This is a genomic window from Kitasatospora sp. NPDC056731, assembly GCF_040687675.1.
Lineage (GTDB): Bacteria > Actinomycetota > Actinomycetes > Streptomycetales > Streptomycetaceae > Kitasatospora.
In genome coordinates this window covers 1-23,448 of record NZ_JBFBNR010000040.1, presented here as the reverse complement: position 1 = coordinate 23,448, position 23,448 = coordinate 1, and the positions used below count along the sequence as shown (strand labels likewise).

Sequence of the window (23,448 nt, the reverse complement as noted above, 5' to 3'; positions counted from 1 at the left end):
TCCGTGGCGTCGACGCACACCCCGGCACACCCGGCCGGCCTCGCAGCAGGTACCCGGCTCCTCGACCACCCCGGCCCGGACGGCCCCGAGTACGCGGGCCCCGACGCCGAGACCAACCGGCACCGGATGCCGCGTCAGGTCCGTGGGACCTCCCCGCTGCTCGGCGTCACCGCCGTCGCCGCCACCCTGGGCGCCACCGGCTTCGCCTCCGCCACCCCGGCCGCCGCCCCCGCCATCGAGACCCCGGACGAGACCCCGGTCGCCCTCTCCGCCGACCCCGGCCTCGCGCTCGCCGCCCGCATCCAGCTGCAGGCCGACAGCCAGCGCACCGCCGCCGAGGAGGACGCCCGCGTCCAGGCCGCGAAGGAGGCGGAGGCCAAGGCCGCCGCCAAGGAGGCCGAGGCCAAGCGAGCCGCCGAGGAGGCCGAGCGGGCCAAGGCCGCCGCCCTCACCCTGCCGGTGCGCGACTACCACCTCACCGCCCACTACGGCCAGAGCGCCCGCTACTGGGCCCACCTGCACACCGGCCTGGACTTCGCCGCCGACACCGGCACCCCCGTCTACGCGGTCGGCCAGGGCACCATCACCTCGGCCGGCTGGTCCGGCTCGTACGGCTACCGGATCGTCGAGACCCTGCCCGACGGCACCGAGATCTGGTACTGCCACCTCTCCTCGATCATCAAGGGCTCCGGCAAGGTCGGCTCCGGCCAGCAGATCGGCAAGGTCGGCGCCACCGGCAACGTCACCGGGGCGCACCTGCACGTGGAGGTCCGCCCCGGTGGCGGCGCCCCCGTCGACCCGGAGACCTGGTTCCAGCAGCGCGGCCTCAACCCCTGACGCACCCGCGAAGCCCCGGCCGCCGGAACCGAAAGGCACCGGCGGCCGGGGCTTCGCCGCGTCACTCCTGCGTCGGGTCCGCCGCCGGGTCTTCCTGGTCCGCCGGGTCGGCCGGCCCCGCCGGGTGCGCGTCGGACTCTTCCTGCGCCGGCCCCGCCAGCTCCTCCAGGCGGGCGTCGAACTCCTCCTGCGCCAGCCCCGCCAGGTACGCGTCGATCTCCTCCTGCCCCGGCTCCGGCGCGAGGTCCGGGAACTCCTCCACCAGCAGTCGCGGCAGCCCGGGCACCGTCCACTCCCCGTACAGGTCGAGCGCGGCCTCCACCGCCGCCTCCTCGAACGCCCCGAAGTCCCCGGCCAGTTCGTCCGGCATCGGCCGCCCCAGCGCGGTCAGCTCGGTCAGGTTGCGGTAGCTGCGCCGCATCAGGCCCTGCTCCAGCAGCCGGCGCGCGCCGTCGGTGGCCATGCCGACCGAGATCACCCGGGTCGGGCTCCAGCCCTGCTCGTCCACCTCGTCCAGCCAGCCGGTCTGCGCCAGTGCGGCGAACCTGGCCAGCCGCTCCTCCTGCGCCAGCTCCCGGAAGCCGGCCAGCCACTCCCGCACCGCCTCCGGATCCGCGACGTCCGCCCCGTACGCGTGCAGCAGCAGCGCGTACAGCCGGGGCCAGGTCACCAGGTCGGCGCGGCGCAGCAGCCCGGCCGCGACCTCGCCCTGCCACTCGGCCTCGGCGTGCAGCCGCTCCTGGCGCTTGGCGTTGAGCCGCTTGGCGGCCCGCTGGTGGTCGGTCAGCAGCCGGACGGCGTTGCCGTATGCCAGCGGGTCCGCCTCCGGTTCGGGTTGGACGTACAGGTAGAGCCGCTCGTACAGCAGGTGCTCCACCGCGTTCGAGGTCAGTTCGGGCCAGCCGTCGTGCATCCTGCCCTCGCCCAGCTCCAGCAGGGCCAGTACCGCGCGCAGCGGCGCTTCGGCCACCGGGGTGCGGTCCTCTTCCGCCGCCCAGGCGAGCAGGTCGGCGGCCCTGGTGCGCGGGGCGAGCCGCAGGTCTTCGTCGTTCATAGCTCGAACGGTAACCGCTGGCCGGGAGTAGGGTCGGCTGCCATGGTCCCCGTACGACTCACCGGCCCCCGGCTGGCCATCCGCGAGTATCACCACACCCCCGGCGACGTGGACGCGCTGCACGGGCTGTTCAGCGATCCGGAGGTCACCCGCTACCTCCCCTTCGAGCCGCGCGACCGCGAAACCTGCGCCGACCAGATCGAGCTCTACCTGGAGGAGGCGATGGCGCCGGAGCGGGACACCTACCGGCTGGCCGTCACCCGGCGCGACGACGCCGAGGACCCGGTGGACGCCGTGCCGATCGCCCACGCCTCCCTCACCCTCGGCAAACACCGCTCCGCCCACCTCGGCTACGTGCTGGGCCGCGACGTCTGGGGCCGCGGCTACGCGGGCGAGATCGCTGGCCTGCTCTGCGAGCTCTCCTTCGAGGCCCTCGGCCTGCACCGGCTGGCGGCCCGGGTCGACGTGGACAACGCCGCCTCCGCCAAGGTGCTGCTCCGGCTCGGGTTCCAGTTGGAGGGGCGGGTCCGGCACGACCAGTACAAGGGCGGCGCCTGGTCCGACTCGTACCTGTACTCGCTGCTCGCCGACGAGTGGACCGGCGCGGCCGGCTGACCTTGCGGCGCGGACGTCCGGCGTGGACATCCGGCGTGGACGTCCGGAGTGGACATCCGGCGCGGACCCGGGGCAGGCCTGCCGGGTCAGGCCCGGGGGGTTAACCCCACCCCCGATCCGCCAGGCCTCCGGATCCTCCCCGGCCCGCCGTTCGACCAGACTGATGCCATCAGCAGCCGAGAACGAGGGACCGGGGCCGGGACATGAGCATCAGCCGAAGCACGCAGGACCGTGAGTGGGACGTCCTCGGTGGTTACGGCGACGACCCGCGTCCCGCTCGGGCCCACCGGACCGAGGAGCCGCCGGCCGTCTGGCGGGCGCCGTTCTCCAAGCACTACTACCGCGAGATCGGCTACACGCTCACCGGCCTGCCGCTGTCGGTCATCGGCTTCTCCGTCTCGATCGTGCTGTTCTGCATGGGGGTCGGCACCTTCGTCACCGTCCTCGGCCTGCCCATCCTCGCCCTCCTGACCACCGTCGCCCGCGGCATGGGCCGGATGGAGCGGGCCCGGGTGCGCGGCATGCTGGCCCTGGACGTGCCCGCCCCGGCGCCGGTGCGCCAGACCCGCCCGGGCACCTGGGGGGCGATCACCGCGCGGCTGGCGGACCCGGCCGGGTGGAAGGCCGCGTTCTACCAGGTGGTGATGTTCCCGTGGGCGGTCCTCAGCTTCGTCCTGTCGCTGGTGTTCCTGCTGCTCGGCTGGGCGATGGCGCTGTACCCGCTCTACCAGTGGGTCTTCCCGGCCTTCACCCCGTGGCGCGGGTACCGGATCTTCGACTTCTACGACAGCGACAACGTCCAGCACGTCTACTACGTCGAGGGGGCCTGGCAGATCGCCGGCTTCTCGCTGGTCGGGGTGCTGCTCATCATCCTCACCGCGCAGCTGGTCCGCGGCCTGACCAACGTGAACCGGGCCGCTGCCCAGGGCCTGCTCGGCCGCTGAACCCCGCGGGCCTTCCCGGCCCCGCAGCCCTCCCCGGCCCCGCCCGCTTCCCGGCCCCGCCCGCGCCCCGGACGTGCTCCGGATGCGGGCGGGGCCAGCCCGTGTTCGGATGGCCGGGTGGCCGCCGCACACACCCCTGCCGACCCGGGCGCCCTGGGCCGGGACATCCTGGTCACCTCCCGCCCGCTGGACGAGTACTGCGACCTGTTCGACCTCACCCGGGCCCAACTCGCCGCGCTGCCGGGCCCGGTGCTGGACTGCCCGGGCGGCGCGGCCGGCCTGGCCGCCGAGGCGCGCCGGCTCGGCTGCCGGGTGATCGCCGCCGACCCGGCGTACGCGCTCCCCGCACCCGAGGTCGCGGCCCACGCGCTGACGGCCCGGGCGTCGATGGCCACCGCGATGGCCGCCCGCCCGCACCTGTACCCGTCGCCGCGCTCCTGCCGGCCGGACCGCTACCTGCGCAGCTGGGACCGCGCCCGCCGCCTGTTCGCCGCCGACTCGGCCGCGCACCCGCAGCAGTACGTGGCCGCCGCGCTGCCCCGACTGCCGTTCGCGGACGGCGCCTTCGCGCTCACCCTGAGCGGCTACCTGCTCTTCGCTTACCCCGAACTGTTCGGCCCCGAGCGACAGTTGGCCGCCCTGGTGGAACTCGTCCGGGTGACCTCCCCGGACGGCGAGGTCCGCGTCCAGCCGCTGCACGACGGCCACGGCCTCCGCTGTGCCCACCTCGACCCGCTGCGGTACGCGCTCGGCGAGCGCCGCGTCGCCAGCGAGATCCGCCGCTTCCCCCGCGCCGCGGACGGCCGCACCCGCCGCGTCCTGGTCCTGCGGGCCGCCGACCACCGCCGTCGGTCCGCCGCCGAAAGGTAATGGTCTCTCCTGGTTAGCACCCCTATACTCGCCCGCATGAGCGAGACGACCATCAGGCGCGCCGGGGCGGCCGACGCCGACCGGCTCACCGAGCTGATCCAGGCCTCCACCGCCTACCGCGGTGACTACGCGGCGATGATCGACGGCTACCGGGTCACCCCCGAGTACGTCGCCCGGCACGAGGTGTTCCTGGCCTCGGACCCGACCACCGACCGACTGCTCGGCTTCTACGGCCTGATCCGCGAACCGGCCGAACTGGACCTCATGTTCGTCGCCGACGAGGCCCAGGGGCTCGGCATCGGGCGGAAGCTGATCGCGGACATGCTGGAGCGCGCCCGGGCGGCCGGGATCGCCTCGGTCAAGGTGGTGTCCCACCCGCCCGCCGAGGGCTTCTACCTCCAGATGGGCGCCGAGCGCACGGGCACCCGCCCGCCGCAGGTCAAGACGCCCTGGGAGCAGCCCGAACTGCGCTTCACCGTCAAGGAGTTCAGCAGCTAGCTCTGGTCGCCCGCCGACGGAGCCGACTGGACGGGCTGAGCCGACTGGACGGGCTGAGCGGGCTGAGCGGGCTGAGCGGGCTGGACGGGCTGGACGGGCTGAGCGGGCTGAGCGGGTGGGGCCGACTGTCCCGGCTGTCCCCGATGGGCAGGCTCGGCGGGTGGGGTCGGCTGCGTCGGGACGAAGGCCGTCGCCTCCAGTCGGGACAGGATCTTCTCCGCCAGCCAGCTGCGGTCCGACCCGTACGGGATCCCCTCCGGCAGCACCAACTGCCCGGCCACCGCGTCCCGCAGCCGCTGCGCCTCGGCGCCGGGCAGCCGGGAGAGCAGCCCCCGGGCGGCCAGCAGCGCGTGGTACTGCTCGAAGCCGGAGCGCGGGCGCTCGATCGCGTCCAGCAGGCTCGGCAGGTCGGCCAGCGACGGGTCGCCCTGCATCAGCGCGAGTGCCTGGATCCGGCGGCCCTCGGAGCCGTCCGCGTACAGCGCCCGCACCTGGTCGGCGGTCAGCGCCGAGCGGCGCGCGGTCGAGCGGACCTCGGCCACCACGCCCTCCGGCCCGGACGAGGGTGAGGAGGCGGGCGGCAACTGCGCGGCCAGCGCGGCCGACTGCTCCGCGCTGCCCCCCAGCAGCCCGAGCTGCTGCATCGCCTGGACCCGCAGGTCGTCGGCGCCCACCTTGTCGCCCCGCCGGTCGCGGTCCTGCCCGGCGAGGAAGAGATCCAGGGCCTGGTCGGCGTCGGTCAGCACCTGCGGCAGCGCGAGCCTGGTCACCAGCCAGCCGGCCAGGAAGCCGAAGACCACGAAGTACAGCACCAGTGCCGCCGCGAACGGCACTGCGGCGTCCTCCCCGCCCAGCGCGGGGGCCAGTGCGGTGCCGAGTTGGTGCAGCCGCTCGCCGAGCGAGCCGAGCTGGGTCAGCCCGACGCCCAGCAGCACCTTGGTCAGCCAGTCGGACACCTGCTCCAGGTTGGTGTTCGGGGCGTACGAGCCCTGCGGTTCGCCGCTGCCGCTGCGCACCCGGGGCACTCCGAACAGGAAGCCCAGCGCGCCGCCGAGCACCGTCGAGGCCCCGGCCACCACCAGCCCGCCGCCGAACGCCTGCCAGGCCTGCTCCCGGCCGAGCGAGAAGAGCAGCAGCCCGAGCAGGCCCGTCCCGGCCAGCGCCCCGGGCGCGGCCCACCGTGCCGTCCGCAGGGCCGTCGTGCCGCTCCGCCGCCGCGCCTTCGCCATCGCCTACCCCCTGTGCCCGCGCCGCTCCGCTCCGGAACCCGCGCCGACTCTAGCGCCGCGGCCCCACCGCGGGAACGACCCGGGGGCGCCGCGGACAGGGCGCGGGTGACGACCAAGAGCGGCGGAGAGCGGCGGAGAACGCAGACAGCCCGCAGGCTGCTCCTCCGCGCCGGCCCGTGCACTGGCCTGGCGCCGAGGCACCGGGGATGTGCCGGTGAGCCTGCGGGCCGGGTGACTGCTATGGATTTCGCCTGCCGGAGGCCTCAGGCCTCACCCCGCGCAGGCAGGGGCGGCTCTAGCGAGCAGCCACCTCACGCATCCTGATGGAACTCAATTCAGGATCACCTCCCTTCAGTGTGCCGCCACGATAGGCAGCCCACCGGCCGGAGGGCAACGGATTTATCGGTGGCCCGCCCGGCGGCCGACGGCCGGGCCGCCGTCGTTCGGGAGGTCTCCGCTGACGGGGGCCCAGGTCCTGTTGCGGCTTCGCGGCAGAACGTTCCTTCGCCGTGCCGGGGAACGCGAAAGGCCCGGAGGACGAATCCTCCGGGCCTTTCGTTGCTACTGAGTAGCGGGGACAGGATTTGAACCTGCGACCTCTGGGTTATGAGCCCAGCGAGCTACCGAGCTGCTCCACCCCGCGTCGGTAAACACAACAATACGGGGAAGTCGCCGAGATGGGAAATCGGTTCTTCAGACCACCCCGGCGGAGCGCCTGTCGCGCCGGGCGGCGTGCCGGGCCGCCCGGGACCTGGCCCAGGCCGCGAAGCAGACCAGCGCGGCGAAGCAGGGCACCATCAGCGCCCCGTACACCACCAGGAAGCCGTCCGTGCCGAGGTCGGCGGCGGCGTTCCAGGTGCCGTGCAGCGCCATCGCCAGCAGCAGCCCCGTCGGCGCGGCCAGCCGGGCCAGCCAGCGCCGACCGGTGGTCAGGGCGACGGCCAGGCCGATCCCGGTGAGCGCGGTGAACAGTGGGTGCGCGAAGGGGGAGAGCAGGGCGCGCAGCACGAAGGTCTGCACGGTGCCGTCGAAGTCGCGCAGGCTGGGCGGATCGCCGAGGCCGATGCTGTCCAGCCGCTGCCGCTGGTCGGTGGTGAACGCCCGGCCCAGGTAGAGGGCGTTCTCGGTGAAGGCGAAGCCGCAGGCGGTCATGCCGCCGAGCACCACTCCGGCCGCCAGGGTGCGGGGCCGGGAGCGGCGGTGCGGGCCGCCGCCGGAGGGCGGGGCCGGGCGCAGGTACGGCAGCGGGCGCAGGTACGGGCGCAGCCGCAGCCGGCCCCGGGCGTGCGGACCGGCCGGGCGGCGGGCGTACGTCCGGGGGAGTCGGGAGGCCGGCAGCCGGTGCAGCAGCGGAGCGCAGGGGCGGCCGGTGCGGCGGCCGTGGCAGCGTAGCCGCTGGCCGAGCGGCAGCAGCAGCACCAGCAGGGCGGTGGCCTTGGCGGTCTCCTCGATCAGCGGGGTGGCGATGCCGGCGCCCAGCAGTTCGCCGAGCGGGCCCTGGTGCGAGGTCAGGTAGCTGGCGGTCCAGTTGTTGGCCACGATGGCGACGGTGGTGGCCGCGCAGGCGCCCCAGCCGAGGCAGAACACGGTGTGCCGCAGCGGCACCCGGGCGGTCAGGTTGAGCCAGGCCAGGGCGCCGAGCACGAACGGCAGCGGCACCATCGCCAGGCCGACGCCGACCAGCAGTCCGACGGTGCCGGTCTGGCGCTGGACCAGGTGCAGGATCAGCACCCCGCAGCCGGCCAGGGTCAGTACGGCGGTGGCGGTGACGGAGGAGACCGCCACCGAGCGGCCGCGCCGGGGCGGTGCGGCGGCTCCGGACGGCGGCGGTGGTGGTGGTGAAGCGGCGCCGGCCCAGGGCACGAGGCGGTGGGCCCGGCGCCTCCGGGGCCCCGGGATGGTCCGGGTGTCGCCGGTGCGCGGGACCGTCTCCGGTGCGTCAGCGGCGGCCTGGACGGTGGCCCGGGACCCGCCGCCGGCCGGGCTGCCCATGCGGCACAGGGTAGGCCACCGCACCCGCCCGTCGGGAGGACTCGGGACGAACCGTCCGTCCGGGGAACGGCCCCCCGGTCAGCGCGTGGTGGCCTGTTCGAACGGCCGACGGCGGCTCAGCGGCGGCGGAACAGCAGGTCGTGGACGACGTGCCCCTTGGCCAGCCCGGCCCGTTCGAACTTGGTGACCGGGCGCCAGTCCGGCCGCGGCGCGTAGCCGGGGGTGCTGCCGTCCGGGTGGTCCGCGGGCTCCAGCCAGCCGCTGCCGTCACCCTCGGGGTGCAGGTTCTCCAGCTCCGGCGAGGCGGACAGCACGGCCAGCATCTGCTCCGCGTACGGCTCCCAGTCGGTCGCGCAGTGCACCAGGGCGCCGGGGGCGAGCCGGGGCAGCACGAGCTCCAGGAAGGACGGCTGGACCAGCCGGCGCTTGTGGTGCTTGGGCTTGGGCCACGGGTCGGCGAAGTAGACCCGCAGGCCGGCCAGCGAGGCGTCCGGCAGCATGTCGCGCAGCAGGATCACGGCGTCGCCGGCGGCCGGCCGCACGTTCCGCGAGCCGTCGCGCTCCAGCAGGCCGAGCAGGTTGCCGTGGCCGGGGGTGTGGACGTCGGCGGCGAGGATGCCCATGGCCGGGTCGGCGGCGGCCATGGCGGCCGTGGTCTCGCCCATGCCGAAGCCGATCTCCAGGGTGACCGGCAGCTCGCCGAACAGCTCCCGCAGGTCGAGCGGGCTGCCGTCGATCGGTATGCCGTAGGCCTCCCAGCCCCGGTCCAGGGCGCCCGCCTGGGCGTTGGTCATCCGGCCCCGGCGCGGCTGGAAGCTGCGGATGCGCCGCTCGCGGTGCTGGGCCTCGGTGGCCTTGTGCGGGTACATCGGCGCGGGGTAGCCAGCCGGCGCGGCGGACAGCCGGGCGGACGGCGAGGGCTGGGGGATCGGGGCGGTGGCAGTCACAATTCCCCGAGTCTACGGGGACCCCGGGCCCCTCCCGAAGGTGCTGTGACCGGGCTCATCCGCCGGCCTCCAGCGCCGCCAGCGCCCGGCGGGCCACCTCGCGGCCGATCGGCAGCGAGGCCGTGGCGGCGGGGGAGGGGGCGTTCAGGACATGCACCGCGCGGCGCGGGGAGCGCGGGTCGGCCGGGTCGAAACCGGCGAAGGCGAAGTCGTCCAGCAGTGAGCCGTCCCGGGCCACGGCCTGGGCCCGGACCCCGGCGCCGGCCGGCACCAGGTCCTCGGCGGCGACGGCGGGCAGCAGCCGCCGCACGGCGGCGGTGAACGCCCGCTTCGACAGCGAGCGGTGCAACTCGCCCACCTCGTACCGCCAGTGCCGCCGGGCGATCCGCCAGGCGCCGGGGAAGGCCAGCGTCCCGGCCAGGTCGCGCGGGCGCACGGTGCGCCAGTCGTAGCCCTCGCGGGCCAACGCGGGCACCGCGTTCGGACCGACGTGCACGTCCCCGTGGACGCCCCGGGTGAGGTGCACGCCGAGGAACGGGAAGGCCGGGTCGGGCACCGGGTAGACCAGGCCGCGCACCAAGTCCCGTCGCCCCTCGGCCAGTTCGTAGTACTCGCCGCGGAACGGCACGATCCGCACCCCGGGCTCGTCCCCGGCCAGCCGGGCGATCCGGTCGCTGTGCAGCCCGGCGCAGTTCACCAGCACCTGGCAGCGCAGTTCCCCGGTGGAGGTCTGCACCGTCACGCCGTCCGCCCGCCGGGCCACCGCCCGCAGCTCGCAGCCGAGCCGGAGCTCCGCACCCGCCTCCCGGGCCAGCCGGGCGTAGGCGGTGGCGACGGCCGGGAAGTCGCAGACGCCGGTCGTGCCGACGTGCAGCCCCGCCACCCCGGTGACCTGCGGCTCGTACCGGGCGATCCCGGCCCGGTCCACCTCGGTGACCGGGATGCCGTTCGCCCGCCCGCGCTCGGCCAGCGCCGCCAGCCGGGGCAGCTCCTCCGGGCCGGTGGCCACGATCAGCTTGCCGGTGACCTCGTACGGGACGCCCTGCTCGCGGCAGAACGCCACCAGCTCGGCGGCGCCCGCCACCGCGTAGCGGGCCTTGTACGAGCCCGGCCGGTAGTAGACGCCGCTGTGGATCACCCCGCTGTTGCGGCCGGTCTGGTGGGCGGCGAAGCCGGGCTCCTTCTCCAGCACCGCGAGCCGCAGCCCCGGCCGGGCCCGGGTCAGCGCGTACGCGGTGGCGAGGCCGACGATCCCGCCGCCCACCACCAGCACGTCGAAGTCGTACGCCACCGCCCGCTCCTCGCAGTCCGCCCGGCTCCCCCCGCCGCCGATGCTGCCACGCCGGGCGGGGCCGGTCGAGGGCGCCGAGGGGCGGGTGACGGCGTCGGCCGGGCGGTGTCGTGCCTGGGTGCCCGGGGCCCCTCTCACCGGTGCACCTCAACGACCGCCGGGCCCGCCCCCGGTCACGCCGGGGCGACCAGGACCGCGCGGGCCCGTTCGGTCAGCTCCCGGACGCGGCGCTCGCCCTGGAAGGGCTCCAGGCGGCGCAGCATCTCCACCACGTACTCCCGGCTGCGCTGGGAGGAGATCCGGCCGGCCACCTCGACGGCGCGCTCGCCGGCGGCGACCGCGGCGTCCAGGTTGCCGGCCTCGGCCTCGGCCATCGCCGAGACCACCAGTCGCAGGCCGTGCGAGCGGACGAAGCCCTCGGTGGGCTTGGCCAGTGCCTCGCGGGTGAACTGGCGGACCTTGGAGGGCACTCCGAGGTCGCGGAAGCACTCGGCGGCGTCGGCGGCGAGCCGGTCGTAGGCGTAGAAGTCGATCCACGCCGGATCGGGATCCCCGGCGCGGGCCCGTTCGAGTGCGCTCTCCGCCGCGCCGAGCGCCGTCGCGCACGCTGCCGCGTTGCGGGCCTTGGCCTGGGCCCGGGCCTCCACCAGGTGGAAGAAGCTCATCGTCCGGGCGGTGGCCAGGCCCCGGTTGCGCTCCAGGGCGGCCTGGGCGAGGTCCACCGCCTCCTCGGCGAAGCCCCGGTAGCCGGCCTGGAGGCTCATCGAGGCGAGCACGTAGCCGCCGAGCGGCACGTCGGCGGCGGCCCGGGCGAGCCGCAGGGCCTGGATGTAGTAGCGCTGGGCGGCCTCGTGCTGCCCGGTGTCGAAGGCCATCCACCCGGCCAGCCTGGTCAGTTCGGCGGTCGCGCCGAACAGCGCCCGGCCGACGGTGTCGCTGTACGAGGCCAGCAGCAGCGGGGCCGCCTCCACCCGCAGGCACTCCGGCACCATCGACGAACGCCAGTCCCCGCCGCCGTACTTGGAGTCCCAGCGGCGGGCCTCCTGGGCGGCCTCGCGGAGCTTGGCGGCGTCCGAGTGGCCGACCCGGTAGGAGGACGCCTCGCTGGGCGCGCGCGGCGCCTCCCGGGCGACCGAACCGTCCGCCGGGGTGATCAGCCAGCGGGACACCGGCGTCGCGTAGGCGGCGACCGAGAAGGTGCCGGCCAGGCTGTCGCTCCAGCGGCCGCCGCCGGGGCCGCGGCGCAGGTCGAGGTCGACCCGCCACAGGTCGGTGGCGGAGCGGACCGCCTCGGCGACGTCGCGCGGGAAGGCCAGGCCGAGTTCGGGGGCCGGGTCGGTGTCGCCGAGGCCGATCTCCTCCAGCGGTACCGGGCGGCCGAGCTTGCCGCCGATCGCGGTGGCGATCAGGTGCGGGACGGGCCCCTGCGGGACCATGCCCTTGCTGACCCAGCGGGCCACCGAGGTCTTGTCGTACCGCAGGGTCAGCCCGCGCTGGGCGCCCAGGTCGTTGACCCGGCGGGCCAGTCCGGCGTTGCTGATCTGGGCGAGGGTCAGGAGCGTGCCGAGCCGTTCGTTCGGTCCTCGTGGGCTGACGGTCATGGTGGCGGCGGCACCTCCTGCGGCCTTGTGCGCGGGGCCCGGGCGGCACCGGGCCGTAGCTGCTGTACCTAGAGTAGTCGGACGCGTTCCGACGGTTAAGAGGCCGCATTCCGGATGGCGGGATCGTGCACCCGGCGGTGCGGCGCCGGCTCCTCGCCGGGGTTGGTCCGGACCACTCGGATCGGGCCGGGGGTGCCGCGCGCCGGAGCGTCATGCTCCGGTCCTGTGTTCACGTGCGCCCGGCCGTGCCCCCTGGCTCGACCGGCTGGTCGGCGATTCGCTGGTGGTCGTGGGTCGGCCCGCCGTCGAGGACCCGGCGGGCCGGGGGACGCCGCCGCCTCAATCCCCGCGGGTGGTGGCTGAGTCCGGGAGGGCATGCGGATGCCCTCCCGGGCCGGGCGACGCCTTTCGGCCATCTCGCGATGCCCATGTCAAAGGCGGCGCGGCGGGCGGTCCGGGCCGGGGAGGGGAAGGCCCGGCCCGCCCTGCGGACCACGCGAACACGTCAACACCCGCTGCCCGCACCGGGATCGCCGCCGGGGCCGGAACCACCCCGCACCGGGGTCACCGGCGGAACCGGAACCGGCAACACGGGCCACGGGAGCGCCAACCGGTGGCACGATGTCTCCTGACGGCGCGCCGGTACCCGGGGCCGCCGCCACGGCACACCGCGGACCGGCGAGGAGCCGCCCGGCGGCGGACGCGCCGTACGGGTGCAGGTCCTCGTCCGGTGGAGGCGCGATGCGGTGGCTGACGGGCTGGAGCACGGGCGCGCCCCGGGCGGGCGCACCGGCGCACGAGGCACTCGGTACGGTCGCACCGATCGCCGCGCGCCCCCTGTGGACCGGACCCAACCCGCTCTGGGCCGTCGGGGACTGGCGTCCCGAGGAGATCCGCCTCGCCACCCTCCGCCCCGGCGCCCCCGCCACGGTCACCACCGGCCCCGCCGCCCCCGACCCCGTCGAGGACACCCCCGCCACCCTGCGTCTCGCCGTCCTCGGCCACTGCGGCGCCACCGACGCGGAACTCGCCGCCGGCCTCGCCGCCGCCCGCGGCGGCGCCGTCCGCCACCTCACCGCCTGGCCCGGCAGCTACACCGCCGTCCTGCGCACCGGCACCCGCTCCACCCTGCTGCTCACCGACCTGGCCGGCGCCCAGCCGGTCTTCCACACCCCCTGGGCCGGCGGCACCGCGTACGCCACCGCCGCCCTCCCGCTCGCCGACCTGGTCGGCGCCCCACTGGACACCGGCCACCTCGCCGCCCGGCTCGCCTGCCCCGAATCGCCCGAGGCGCTCGGCACCGGCACCCCGTACCTGGGCGTCCAGCGGGTGCCGCCCGGCCACGTGCTCGCCATCCGCGGCGGCCACCCCTACCTCTCCGCCTACGACGACCCCGCCGTCCGGGAGCAGCCGCGCGACGAGGCGCCCGCCGTCCGCGAACTCACCCGCGCGCTGCTGGAGTCCGTCCGCTCCCGGGTCCGCACCACCGCGCCCGCCACCGTGCCGGGTTCGGCCGGCCGCGCCCGGCTCGGCGTCGACCTCTCCTACGGCACCGCCTCCGCCACCGTCGCCCTGCTCGCCGCCGCCGTACCGCTGCCGCCGGTGCCCGCGAGCACGGGCCCGGAGCGCCTGCCGGCCGTCCGCGCCGGGGCCCGGAACGGCGCGGTCAAGGGCTCCTGGACCCGCGTCGCCGCCCAAGAACCCTCCGCCCCGGAACAGTTGGCCGCCGTCACGCTCGGCGAGACCGAACCCCCGACCACCCTCGCGCTCGCCCCCGACACCCCCCGGCTGCGGCACACCGTGCTCCACCCCGGCCCCGACACCCTCCCGTACGCCGGACTGCACGCCGACGCACCGCCCGGCCGGCTCACCGACGAGCCCGGGCCCGAACTCGTCGCCGCCGCCCGCGCCGAGGCCCGCTTCGACGTCGGCGGCACCGACCACCTCACCGGCTACGGCGCCCGCCAGGTCCTCGACGGCCACCCGGCCCGGCTCGCCGACCTCATTCGGGCCGGCCGCCCGCGCGAACTGCTGCCCCCGGTCGCCGCGCTGGCCGGTGCCGACCGGGCCGTCGTCGGCGTCCTGGCCGGCGCGCTGCGCACCCCGCTCACCGTGGTCCGGGCCGCCCACCGGCTCTCCCGGGTCCGGTACGCCGAGGCGCTGGACGACGCCGCCGTCAAGCTGACGGCCCGCCATCTTCCGGGCAACGGCCTTACGGCGGGCGACCGTTCGGCCGGCGACCTCGCCTGGTGCGTCCCCGGCCCGGCCGCCCGCTGGCTCTCCGACGAGGCGCTCTCCTCCGTCGCCCTCCGGCTGCGACTGGCGGCGCGCAGACCAGCGCCCGACGAACGCCCGGGCGCACACCGCGCCCGGCACGCCCTCTACCGGCACGCGCGCTCCTACCGCACCCTCGTCCACGCCGCCGAACAGCCCGGCCAGCGGCTGCACGCGCCGTTCCTCGACAACCAGGTGGTCCGCGCCGCCCGCCTGCTCCCCGACGACGTCCGCCTCCAACCCGGCGCCCGGCACGCCCTCCTGCACGCCGTCCTCACCGGCGCCGGCCGCACCGACCTGCCCCCCGACTGGGGCCGCGGCCCCCGCCCCGACCGCACCGCCCCCGCCCGGGCCGGCCTGCGCCTCGCCGCCGACGGCCTCGCCGAACTCTTCGACGCACCCCTCCTCGCCGAAGCCGGCCTGATCGACCTCCCCGCCGTCCGCGCCGGCCTCGCCGACCCCGCCACCCCCCTCTCCCCGGCCGCCCTGGCGGGCCTCGCCGACCTGGTCTCCACCGAACTCTGGCTCCGCCGCATCCGCGCCCGCCGCCACGGCGCCTGCTGGACCGGCCTTCCCCTGGCCCAACCCCCGGCCCTCAGCCCCGTCCGTCCCTCCTGACCCCGCCGGGCGCCGCGCGCCCCACGCCCCCGCGCCGCGCCCGGCCGGGCGGCGGGGTCCGGGAGCTGGGGCAGGTGATGATGGCGGGCAACGAGTCCGTCGGTGAGGAGAGCCGTGGTGGCCAGCGTGAGCCCGGAGCAGTCCGTTCCCGTCGTGCTGTCGGTGTTGGGACGGCCGCCGACGGGGCGCCCGCCGGGGGTGCTGGCCGCGTGCGACGGGTCGGACGGGTCGCTGTGGGCGTTGGACCGGGCGATGACCGAGGCGGAGCTGTTCGGGCTGCCGCTGTACGTGCTGGCCGTGGTGAACCCGGCGCCGGCCGGCTATCCGCCGGGGATGGCGGAGCTGGTGCAGGAGAGCGTCGAGACGCTGGTGGAGAGCATGGCGGACGGGCTGCGCCGGGCGGTGGTGGCCGTGCAGGGGCAGCGTTCCCGGCCGTACGCGGGGGAGATGTCGCTGCACGTGGTGCTGGGGAACGTGATCGAGGTGCTGCTGGAGGCCTCGACCCGGCAGCACACGCTGGTGCTCGGCACGCGGGGGAACGGGGGGTTCGCGCGGCTGCTGCTGGGGTCGGTGAGTTCGGCGGCGGTGCACCACGCGGCCTGCCCGGTGCTGGTGGTCCCGGCGCCCGCGGAGGGCTGACCAGGGGCGGGGCCGGTGCGCTGACCAGCCCGGTCGGGGCGCTGACCAGGGAAGCTGACCGGGGTGCCGGGAATGTACCGAGATGGTTCATCGTTCACCTATCCCGACACCCGTCCCCGCCCCACCCCTGGAGTCCCCTCATGAAGGTCGAGATCTGGTCCGACATCGCCTGCCCGTGGTGCTACATCGGTAAGCGCCGCTTCGAGCAGGCCCTGGAGGGCTTCGCCGGCAAGGAGGGCGTCGAGGTGGTCTACCGGCCGTACCAGCTGGTCCCGGACGCGCCGGCGACGGCGAGCCCGCACCGCGCGTGGCTGGCCGAGCGCTACGGCCCGCAGTCGGTGGCGATGGACGCGCGGGTGGCCGAGCTGGGCCGCGCCGAGGGCATCACGTACGACTTCGACGCCGCGCTGCACGCCAACACCTTCCTGGGCCACCGCCTCCTGCACCTCGCCGAGACCGAGTACGGCGCGGTCGTCCAGGGGCGGCTGAAGGAGGAGCTGCTGAAGGCGCACTTCACCGACGGCGTCGACGTCGGCGACCGCGCCGCGCTGACCGACGTCGCGGTGGCGGCCGGCCTGGACCGGGCGCGGGTCACCGCCTACCTGGCGGGCGACGAGGGCGCCACCGAGGTGAGCGCGCAGCTGGCCGAGGCCCGGGAGCTGGGCATCACCGCCGTGCCGACCTTCGTGTTCGAGGGCAAGTGGGCGGTGCAGGGCGGCCAGGACGAAGAGACCTTCCGCAAGGTGCTGGAGCAGGTCGCCGCCGAGATCGGCGAGACCCGCCCGGCGCCGGTGCAGGTCGCCCCGGCGGGGGAGGCCTGTGCGGACGGCTCCTGCGCGATCTGACCCCGCACAGGACCACTGCGCACAGCCCCACCCCGCACAGCTTTACCCCGGGTGGGCCCCACCCCGCACAGCCCCCGCCGAGGCCCGTTTCAGGAACACCTGAAGCGGGCCTCGGCCCAGTCCGCCACGTTGAGCGCCGACCAGATCCCGTGCACCGGGGTGACCACCAGCCGGATCGACTTCTGCCCGGCCAGCGACACGTGCACCGGTGCCGCGTCGTCCCCCGCGGCGAGCGGGGAGGAGCGCCACAGGGTGCTGCCGTCGCCGCCCTGGACGGAGAAGACCACGCCGCCCGGCGAGAGCGTGGCGTCGTCGACCCCGGCGACCGCGTCGAAGGACGTGCAGCTGCGGTTGAGGTCGATCAGGGTGGTCGCCGGGGCGTGCACGGTGATGGCGTGCCCGTGGCGTTCGCCGCCGATCCAGGCGCTGTCGTGCTGCCAGAACCAGTCGCTGCCCTTCTGCCGGATGCTGGGGCCGGGCGGCGGCACCCGGTTGTTGCCGGGCTTGACCACGGGCAGTGAGTCGGCCCAGAAGTCGGCGGGCGCGGGCGGCGAGGGCGGGGTGACCGTCGGGGTGGGCAGCGGCGGCACGGTGGGCGTGGGGACGACGGGGACGACCGGCGGCTCGGGTGTGGGCAGCGGCGGCACGCTGGGTGTCGGCAGGGCGGGGACGGCCGGGGCCGGCGGCGTGGGGGTCCGCTTGGGCGTCGTCGAGCTCGGCGTGACCGGCGACGCGGCCTTCGTCGTGGTCTGGGCGGTTGCCGGGGCAGGCGTCGACCGGGTGACCGGCGTCGCGCTCGGGCTCGGGCTCGGCTCGGACGGTGCTGGGGCGGCCGCGGCGCTGCTTGGCGCCGGGTCGGCGGGCGCGGGTGGTGCGGGTGCGGGGGCCTGCGGCCGGGGGGTGGCGGGGGCGCCGGCGGCGGGGGGCGCGGCCGTGGGGGGCTTGGGCTCGGGTGAGCCGGTGAGCGCGTACGCGGCGACGGCGGCCGCGGCCACCGCGACGGCGGCGGCGATCCCGGCCTTGGCGGCGGTGCCCAGGCCCTCGCCGGCCGCGGCGCCGGCGCCGGCCCCGCTTCCGCCGGAGGCCGCACCCGCACCCGCGGTTCCGGAGGTGGCCGCCGCGGTGCCCGCAGCCGCGCCGCCGACCGCGGCGACCCCGCCGACGGCCGCCGCGGCGGCGCTGAACCCGCCGACCCCGATCCAGACGAGCACGCCGCCGGGCAGCAGCGCGCGCAGGCCGGTGTTGATCTCGGTGAGTTCGAGGCAGGCGGCCGTGCAGCGGTCGCACTCCTGGAGGTGCCGTCCGACCTCCGCCGAGGCGCGCTTGCGCAGCGATCCGCGCGCGTACGCGCCGAGCCGGTTGGCGTACGCCTCGCAGGTGCGGTCCTGGCTGCCGGAGACGTGCGCCTGGAGGAAGGCGGCGGCGAGCCGGTCGCGGGCCCGGTGGGCCTGGACGGCGGTGGCGTTGGCGGTCTTGCCGAGCATCACGGCGACGGTCTTCGGGGACTCCCGTTCGACCTCGGTGTGCCAGAGCACCATCCGGTCGTCCTCGGGCAGTTCGGCGTAGGCCTGCATGACCATGCGCTGGTCGGCCATGGCCATCGCCCAGGCATCGGCGCCGGGGTCGGCCAGGTCGAGGTCGACGACGGCGGCCGAGGTCTGGGCGAACACGCTGAAGTCGTCGACGAGTTGCTCGCGCCGCTCGCTGCGGGTCCAGGCGGCGGCGACGTTGCGGACGGCGGTCAGCAGGTAGGCGCGGACGGCGAACTCCGGGCCCTTGCCCGCCCTCAGGGCTTGCAGGGTGCGGGCGAAGACCTCGCCGGCGAGGTCCTCGGCGGTGAAGCTGTCCCGGCAGCAGGTGCGGGCGTAGCGGCGCACCGAGTCGGCGTGCCGGCGGTAGATCTCCTCGTACGCGGTGTCGTCGCCGGCCCGGACCCGGGCGGTCAACTCGGCGTCGGAGGCCGGGCGCTCGCCGTCGACCGGGTCGGCGGGTGCGGGCACGGTGGGGCGGGCAGGGCGGCCGGCGCCGACGAACGCCTCGGGGGCGACGCCGCCGCGGCCGGCCGGGGCCTGGCCGGGCACCCGCCCGGGGGGCAGCGCGGCGGCGGAGGCGGAGAGGGACTCGCGGCTGGGCATGCCCGCCTGGTCGGGCACGTGTCCGGCGGTCGGGCCGGTGGCCGAACCCGGCGCGGCGCCGGGTACTTGGGCCGGGCCGCCGGAGGCCGTGGCGGGGCCTTCGGACGTGCTGGACGTACTGGACGTATTGCCGGACGAGCCGTCGGCCAGTCCCCCGGTCAAGCCTCCGGACGGGCCGAAGTCGAGGCCGTACCCGTAGTCGTTCTGTTCCTCGGCGCTCACAACGGACCCCAGATTCCACGACAGCCCCCGCAGTGTGGCAGGGCGCGCGGGAGCGCGTGGGCGCACGGTTCCGCGCTGTACGGCGCCGAGGGCGCGCGAAGGGCGCGCATCGGGACATTGGCTCCAACCACGGGCAAAGGATGGCATAGCGCAGAGATGGGCGGTAGCCGGACCGGCCGGGACCCACTCTTCCGAGGAGCCGTCGCGGATGTGTTCGGCCAGCACAGGGCGGGTGGTTGTGCACCGCCCGCACCCGGCGCGCGTGACTGGTCCGCGCGCCGGTCTCCCGTCCAACTCCCGTCCCCGCCAGCTGCGGCGGCCGCGCCCGCGGTGGCGCGTCAGCGTGCCCGCAGGCCGTCCAGCAGGATCTCCAGCAGCCGCTCCGAGGGGCCGGCCGTCGGCTGCCCCTCCGCCTGCTGGACCCCGGCCGAGAAACCGGCCGTGGTCGGCGCGGTGCGGGCCGCGTGCACCGGCACCGAGGCGGTCAGCACCAGCACGACGTCCGACACCGTGACGCCCGGCCGCAGTTCGCCGGCCGCGCCGGCCCGGGCGACCAGGGCGGCCAGCAGTTGCAGCAGCAGCCGGGGATCGGCGTCGGCCGCCGACGGCTCGACGGCCGCACCGTTCTGCGCGTCCTCGCCGCGCAGGTCGAACCGGACGGCGGCCGGCTCGGGCACCCGCTGCTCCGGCACCCGGCCCAGTTCCTCCGCGTACCGGAACGCCTCCGGCGGCAGCAGCCGCCCGGCGCCGGTGCCGACCGCCCGCGCCAGGTAGCCGGCCAGCGACTCCCAGGCTCCGCCGCCGCCGTACAGCGACTCCCGCGCCTGCGCGGTCAGCCAGGCCACCTCCTCGGCGGCGATCCGCTGGACCAGCACCTCCTTGCTCGGGAAGCGCCGGTAGACCGTCCCGACGCCGACCCCGGCCCGGCGCGCGACCTCCTCCATCGGCGCGCCGTAGCCGAACTCGCCGAACACCTCGCGGGCGGCCCGCAGCACGCTCTCCAGATTCCGCCGGGCGTCCACCCGTAGTCGGGTCCCGGGGACGTGCACGACGACCGGTGGCGGCTCCACCCGGTAGGGGACGCCCGGATAGGCGGCCCCGACCTCCGGCGGCAGGTCCACCGGGCCGCGCTGTTCCGGCACCATGCCCTGGCCGGCGTGCGGTGCTCCCGTTCGCCCCAACACCTGCTCCTGCTCCATCATCCCAACTCTCCCCCGCAGGCGCCCGAACCCGGACCCTGTCGTCGCCCGCCCCTGCACCCCCCGGTGCAGCTCAGCCCGTCAGAAATGACCTGATGACCCATCGCTCGTTGCCGCCCGTCCCGTTTCGTGACCACGGTTCGTGCCTCCGGGCCGGCTCGCGTCCGGCTCGGCGCGTCGGCACCGTCCGGGGCCTTGTCCGGGAACTACCCTTCCCCGGATGACTGTCCCGCAGTCGGGTTCTCGAGCCAACGCTGGAACTGGCCGTAGTGGCCGCTCCACGGTGCGTCGCCGCCGATTGTCATGGCGGTAACCGCTCCGGCACACAATCCGACCATAGTTCACGCCTGTTCGCGGCCGAAAGTCCGTCAGAAAGTCGCCCGGACAGCACAACTGGCCCCACCCGTCGACTCCCGTCACATCCGGCGCGGTACGGACTGTGGACAAGACCGCCCCTGCCGGTCCTTCATAGGGGGGCGCGAGGGGGGACACCCCCGGCCGCGGGGCCGGGAGGAAGCGCCAATCGGCAGGAGGTGCACCATCAGAATCCTGATCGCCGGCGGAGGCTGTGCCGGGATGGCCACCGCGCTGCACCTCCAGCGCGGCCTGCGGGAACGCCTGCGACGCGGCGAGGTCGAGATCACCGTCGTCGAGCCCCAGGCCTACTTCACCTACCACCCGCTGCTGGCCGAGGTCGCGGCTGGCTCGATCGACCCCCGGCACGTGGTCGTCCCGCTCCGCCGGGCCCTGCCGGACTGCCGGGTGCTGACCGCCCGGATCACCCGGATCGAACACGCCGCCCGCCGCGCCTTCGCCGACGCCGCGGGCCCCGGAGAGGCCGCCGCACCGATCGAACTCCCCTACGACGTCCTGGTGGTGGCGCCCGGCTCGGTCTCCCGGACGGCGCCGGTGCCCGGCCTGGCCGAACACGGCCGCGGCTTCTCCACCGTCGGCGAGGCCGTGGGCCTGCGCAACCACGTCCTGGAGCAGCTCGACCTCGCCTCCGCCACCCGCGACCCGGCCCTGCGCCAGGCCGCGCTCACCTTCGTCTTCGTCGGCGCCGGGTACGCGGGCGTCGGCGCGCTCGCCGAACTGGAGGACATGGCCCGGACCGCGGTGCGCGGCTACCACAACGTCCGCCCCGAGGACCTGCGCTGGGTCCTGGTCGAGGCCACCGACCGGATCCTCGCCGAGGAGTCGCCGGAGCTGGCCGAGCACACCCTCGGCCAGCTCCGCGAACGCGGCGTCGACATCCGGTTGCGCACCACCCTGGCGTCTGCCGCGGACCGGGTCGTCGCCCTGTCCGACGGCACCCGCTTCGGTGCCCGCACCCTGGTCTGGACGGCCGGGGTGCGGCCGGCCCCGCTGCTGCGCGACACCGACCTGCCGCTGGACACCCTCGGCCGGGTCCGCTGCCTCGCCACCCTGCAAGCCGTCGGCCCGGACGGGCGCGCGCTGCCCGGCGTCTGGGCGGCCGGGGACTGCGCCGCCGTCCCGGACCCCGACGCGGACGGGGCGCCCTGCGCGCCCAACGCCCAGCACGCCTTCGCCCAGGCCGAGCTGCTCGCCCGGAACATCGCGGTCGCCCTGGACGCCGGACCGCACGCCCCCGGCCTCGCCGAGTACCGGCCGGGCCACGCCGCCTGCTCGACCTCGCTGGGCCTGCGCCGGGCCGTCGCCCACACTCGGCGCGGCCGCCGGATCACCGGGCGGCGGGCCTGGTGGCTGCACCGGGCCCGGCACCTGCGGCGCCTGCCGAGCGCGGAGCGCCGGGTGCGGGTGCTGATGGACTGGGTGCTGGGCGGGCTGTTCTCCCGCGAGGTGGTCTCGCTGGGGGCGGCGGAGCATCCGCATCCGGAGTTCGAGGCCGGGTCCGGGCCGCGGCCCGACGGCGGTCCGGACGCCCCGCGGTGAGCGCCCCGGCGCCCCGTGCCGGGGCGGAACGGGCGGCCACGCCGGGCGGGCGACTTCCGGAATCGGGCCCTTGCCTGACAGGATCAGCCCAACCTAGTCATTACCCCGTGTGCTGATGTGCACACAAAAAGTGATGATATGCCTGGAAATCGAGGAAGCGGCCGTCGTTTGAACCTCATGCGCTGGAGCGCCCGGCTCACCGGAGTCCCTTGGCGTGCCGCCCCGCCAACCGGGGCCGGCACCGACGAGGGCGCGCCTTCCGCCGACGGCGTCGTCGTCCCCGGCCCCCGCGACCCCACCAACCTGGCCACCGCCGCCGAACTCCTCGACCTGCACAAACCCCAGAACCTGCGCGAGGTCCTCAACCGGATCCCCGCCCCGGTGGCCGTCACCTACGGCCCGCTCCACCAGCTCGGCTACGCCAACCGCGCCTACCGCGAACTCTTCGGCGACCGCACCACCGGCCTGCCCGCCGGAGAAGCCCTCCCTGAACTCGGCACCATGGGCGTCCTGGCCCTGATGGACCAGGTCATCCGCGGCGGCCGCCCGCGCAGCGTCAAGGCCCGCTGCATCCTCGGCCTCACCGGCAACCGCTACTACAACGTCTCCTGCGTCCCGCTCGGCCCCGGCGGCCCCGGCGGCCCCGGCGACACGGGGGACACCCCCGCCGAGGGACCGCCCGCCGGTGTCCTGATCTTCGCCGCCGAGGTCACCGACCAGGTCCTCGCCGCCGCCCGGCTCCGCGAAGCCGAACGCCGCCAGCGCGAGGCCGCCGTCACCCTCCAGCGCAGCCTCCTCCCGCAGAAGCTCGACCAGCCGGCCGACCTGAGGGTCGCCGCCACCTACCAGCCCGGCGGCGCCGAGGCCGCCGTCGGCGGCGACTGGTACGACGTCATCGCCATCGACGGCGGCCGGACCGCCCTGGTCATCGGCGACGTGATGGGGCGCGGCCTGCGCGCCGCCGCCGTCATGGGCCAGCTGCGCACCGCCGTCCGCGCCTACGCCCGGCTCGACCTGCCCCCGCACGAGGTGATGCGCCTACTCGACGGCCTCGCCATGGAGATCGACGCCAACCAGATCGCCACCTGCACGTACGCCGTCTGGGACCCGCAGCGCCGCACCCTCTCCTACGCCTCCGCCGGACACCTCCCCATGCTGCTGCGCTGCCCCGACGGGACGGTTCTGCGCAGTGAGGAGCAGAACGGCCCGCCGCTCGGCACCGGCGACGGCCTCCACGTCTCGCACACCCTGCGCCTGCTGCCCGGGACCACCGGCGTCCTCTATACGGACGGCCTGGTCGAACGCCGCGACGAGGACATCGACCAGGGCCTCGACCTCCTCGCCCGCACCCTCACCGGCGCGGTCGGGGCCCCCGAGGTGATCTGCGCCCGCCTCCTGCGGGCGATGGGCGTGACCTCCGAGCACGACGACGACGTCGCCGTCCTGGCCTTCCACCTGCCGGCGGAGGAGGCAGAGGAGAAGGCGGCGGAAGAGAGCGTCGCCGGGGCGGAACCGGCGCTTGACTCGGCCTTCCCCGAGGTCTAGTGTTCTTCGAGCTGCCTGGCAGGGAGCACCGGACACGCATCAGCGCGGACGGTCCCGCGGTAGCCAATCCTTTCGAAACACCACTTCCCGGTTCGGGCTGGGTCGCGTCTTGTCGCGGCTTGGTTCTTATTCGGCGTGTTCGTTTTATTGGATTGCGGCCGATTCGCTTTTCGGAGCAG

General features: G+C 75.9%; 17 protein-coding genes, 1 tRNA gene and 1 pseudogene. 10 read left to right on the top strand and 9 right to left on the bottom strand.

The window, feature by feature from the left end:
* The first annotated feature begins 3 nt into the window (after positions 1-3).
* Positions 4-837, top strand: a complete 834-nt coding sequence (locus AB0R04_RS30490) for a M23 family metallopeptidase (RefSeq protein ID WP_063348302.1) — start codon at positions 4-6, stop codon at positions 835-837.
* Between the two features lie 61 nt (positions 838-898).
* On the opposite strand, the gene AB0R04_RS30485 is transcribed toward AB0R04_RS30490, so the two are convergent.
* The gene (locus tag AB0R04_RS30485) at positions 899-1,891 is read right to left on the bottom strand and encodes a hypothetical protein (RefSeq protein ID WP_363376812.1); all 993 of its coding nucleotides are present in this window, start codon (positions 1,889-1,891) and stop codon (positions 899-901) included.
* Positions 1,892-1,933: 42 nt separating this feature from the next.
* Here AB0R04_RS30485 and AB0R04_RS30480 point away from each other — a divergent pair, with 42 nt between their 5' ends.
* The 4 genes from AB0R04_RS30480 to AB0R04_RS30465 all read left to right on the top strand — a co-directional run bounded on the left by AB0R04_RS30480 (position 1,934) and on the right by AB0R04_RS30465 (position 4,818).
* A complete protein-coding gene (locus tag AB0R04_RS30480) occupies positions 1,934-2,506 on the top strand; it encodes a GNAT family protein (protein ID WP_363376811.1) in 573 nt (190 codons plus the stop codon).
* A 203-nt stretch (positions 2,507-2,709) separates the two neighbouring features.
* Entirely contained in the window at positions 2,710-3,450 is a 741-nt protein-coding gene (locus AB0R04_RS30475) for a sensor domain-containing protein (RefSeq protein WP_363376809.1), read from the top strand.
* A gap of 117 nt (positions 3,451-3,567) precedes the next feature.
* The gene (locus tag AB0R04_RS30470; protein ID WP_363376807.1) at positions 3,568-4,320 is read left to right on the top strand and encodes a hypothetical protein; all 753 of its coding nucleotides are present in this window, start codon (positions 3,568-3,570) and stop codon (positions 4,318-4,320) included.
* 36 nt (positions 4,321-4,356) lie between these two features.
* The gene (locus AB0R04_RS30465) at positions 4,357-4,818 is read left to right on the top strand and encodes a GNAT family N-acetyltransferase (RefSeq protein ID WP_363376805.1); all 462 of its coding nucleotides are present in this window, start codon (positions 4,357-4,359) and stop codon (positions 4,816-4,818) included.
* On the opposite strand, the gene AB0R04_RS30460 is transcribed toward AB0R04_RS30465, so the two are convergent.
* The 6 genes from AB0R04_RS30460 to AB0R04_RS30435 form a co-directional block, all read right to left on the bottom strand.
* Positions 4,815-6,047, bottom strand: a complete 1,233-nt coding sequence (locus AB0R04_RS30460; RefSeq protein ID WP_363376803.1) for a hypothetical protein — start codon at positions 6,045-6,047, stop codon at positions 4,815-4,817. The two genes, AB0R04_RS30465 and AB0R04_RS30460, sit on opposite strands and share 4 nt — an antisense overlap.
* A gap of 569 nt (positions 6,048-6,616) precedes the next feature.
* A tRNA-Met gene (locus AB0R04_RS30455) sits at positions 6,617-6,690 on the bottom strand.
* Positions 6,691-6,740: 50 nt separating this feature from the next.
* Positions 6,741-8,039, bottom strand: coding sequence for a PrsW family intramembrane metalloprotease (locus AB0R04_RS30450; protein ID WP_363376802.1), 1,299 nt, complete (start codon positions 8,037-8,039; stop codon positions 6,741-6,743).
* Positions 8,040-8,155: 116 nt separating this feature from the next.
* Positions 8,156-8,986, bottom strand: coding sequence for a tRNA (guanosine(46)-N7)-methyltransferase TrmB (gene trmB, locus AB0R04_RS30445; protein WP_363376801.1), 831 nt, complete (start codon positions 8,984-8,986; stop codon positions 8,156-8,158).
* 55 nt (positions 8,987-9,041) lie between these two features.
* Positions 9,042-10,277, bottom strand: coding sequence for an L-2-hydroxyglutarate oxidase (gene lhgO / locus AB0R04_RS30440; RefSeq protein ID WP_363376874.1), 1,236 nt, complete (start codon positions 10,275-10,277; stop codon positions 9,042-9,044).
* Between the two features lie 173 nt (positions 10,278-10,450).
* Positions 10,451-11,878, bottom strand: coding sequence for a hypothetical protein (locus AB0R04_RS30435; RefSeq protein ID WP_063348294.1), 1,428 nt, complete (start codon positions 11,876-11,878; stop codon positions 10,451-10,453).
* A 741-nt stretch (positions 11,879-12,619) separates the two neighbouring features.
* On the opposite strand from AB0R04_RS30435, the gene AB0R04_RS30430 reads away from it, so the two are divergent.
* From AB0R04_RS30430 to AB0R04_RS30420, 3 genes are all read left to right on the top strand, one after another.
* Positions 12,620-14,770, top strand: coding sequence for an asparagine synthase-related protein (locus AB0R04_RS30430; protein WP_363376799.1), 2,151 nt, complete (start codon positions 12,620-12,622; stop codon positions 14,768-14,770).
* 117 nt (positions 14,771-14,887) lie between these two features.
* On the top strand, positions 14,888-15,409 hold the full coding sequence (locus AB0R04_RS30425) for a universal stress protein (RefSeq protein WP_159398461.1): 522 nt from the start codon (positions 14,888-14,890) through the stop codon (positions 15,407-15,409).
* Between the two features lie 140 nt (positions 15,410-15,549).
* Positions 15,550-16,254: a DsbA family oxidoreductase gene (locus tag AB0R04_RS30420; RefSeq protein WP_363376797.1), complete on the top strand. Its 705-nt coding sequence runs from the start codon at positions 15,550-15,552 to the stop codon at positions 16,252-16,254.
* An 89-nt stretch (positions 16,255-16,343) separates the two neighbouring features.
* On the opposite strand, the gene AB0R04_RS30415 is transcribed toward AB0R04_RS30420, so the two are convergent.
* Entirely contained in the window at positions 16,344-18,611 is a 2,268-nt protein-coding gene (locus AB0R04_RS30415; protein WP_363376795.1) for a sigma-70 family RNA polymerase sigma factor, read from the bottom strand.
* 338 nt (positions 18,612-18,949) lie between these two features.
* Positions 18,950-19,813 (bottom strand): helix-turn-helix domain-containing protein, encoded by an 864-nt coding sequence (locus AB0R04_RS30410; RefSeq protein ID WP_363376793.1) that lies wholly within the window; start codon positions 19,811-19,813, stop codon positions 18,950-18,952.
* Positions 19,814-20,332: 519 nt separating this feature from the next.
* On the opposite strand from AB0R04_RS30410, the gene AB0R04_RS30405 reads away from it, so the two are divergent.
* Together AB0R04_RS30405 and AB0R04_RS30400 are read left to right on the top strand one after the other, a co-directional pair.
* Positions 20,333-21,724 (top strand): FAD-dependent oxidoreductase, encoded by a 1,392-nt coding sequence (locus tag AB0R04_RS30405; protein ID WP_363376872.1) that lies wholly within the window; start codon positions 20,333-20,335, stop codon positions 21,722-21,724.
* 168 nt (positions 21,725-21,892) lie between these two features.
* Positions 21,893-23,170: pseudogene (locus AB0R04_RS30400) on the top strand (SpoIIE family protein phosphatase); the annotation flags it as partial.
* Between the last annotated feature and the right edge of the window lie 278 nt (positions 23,171-23,448).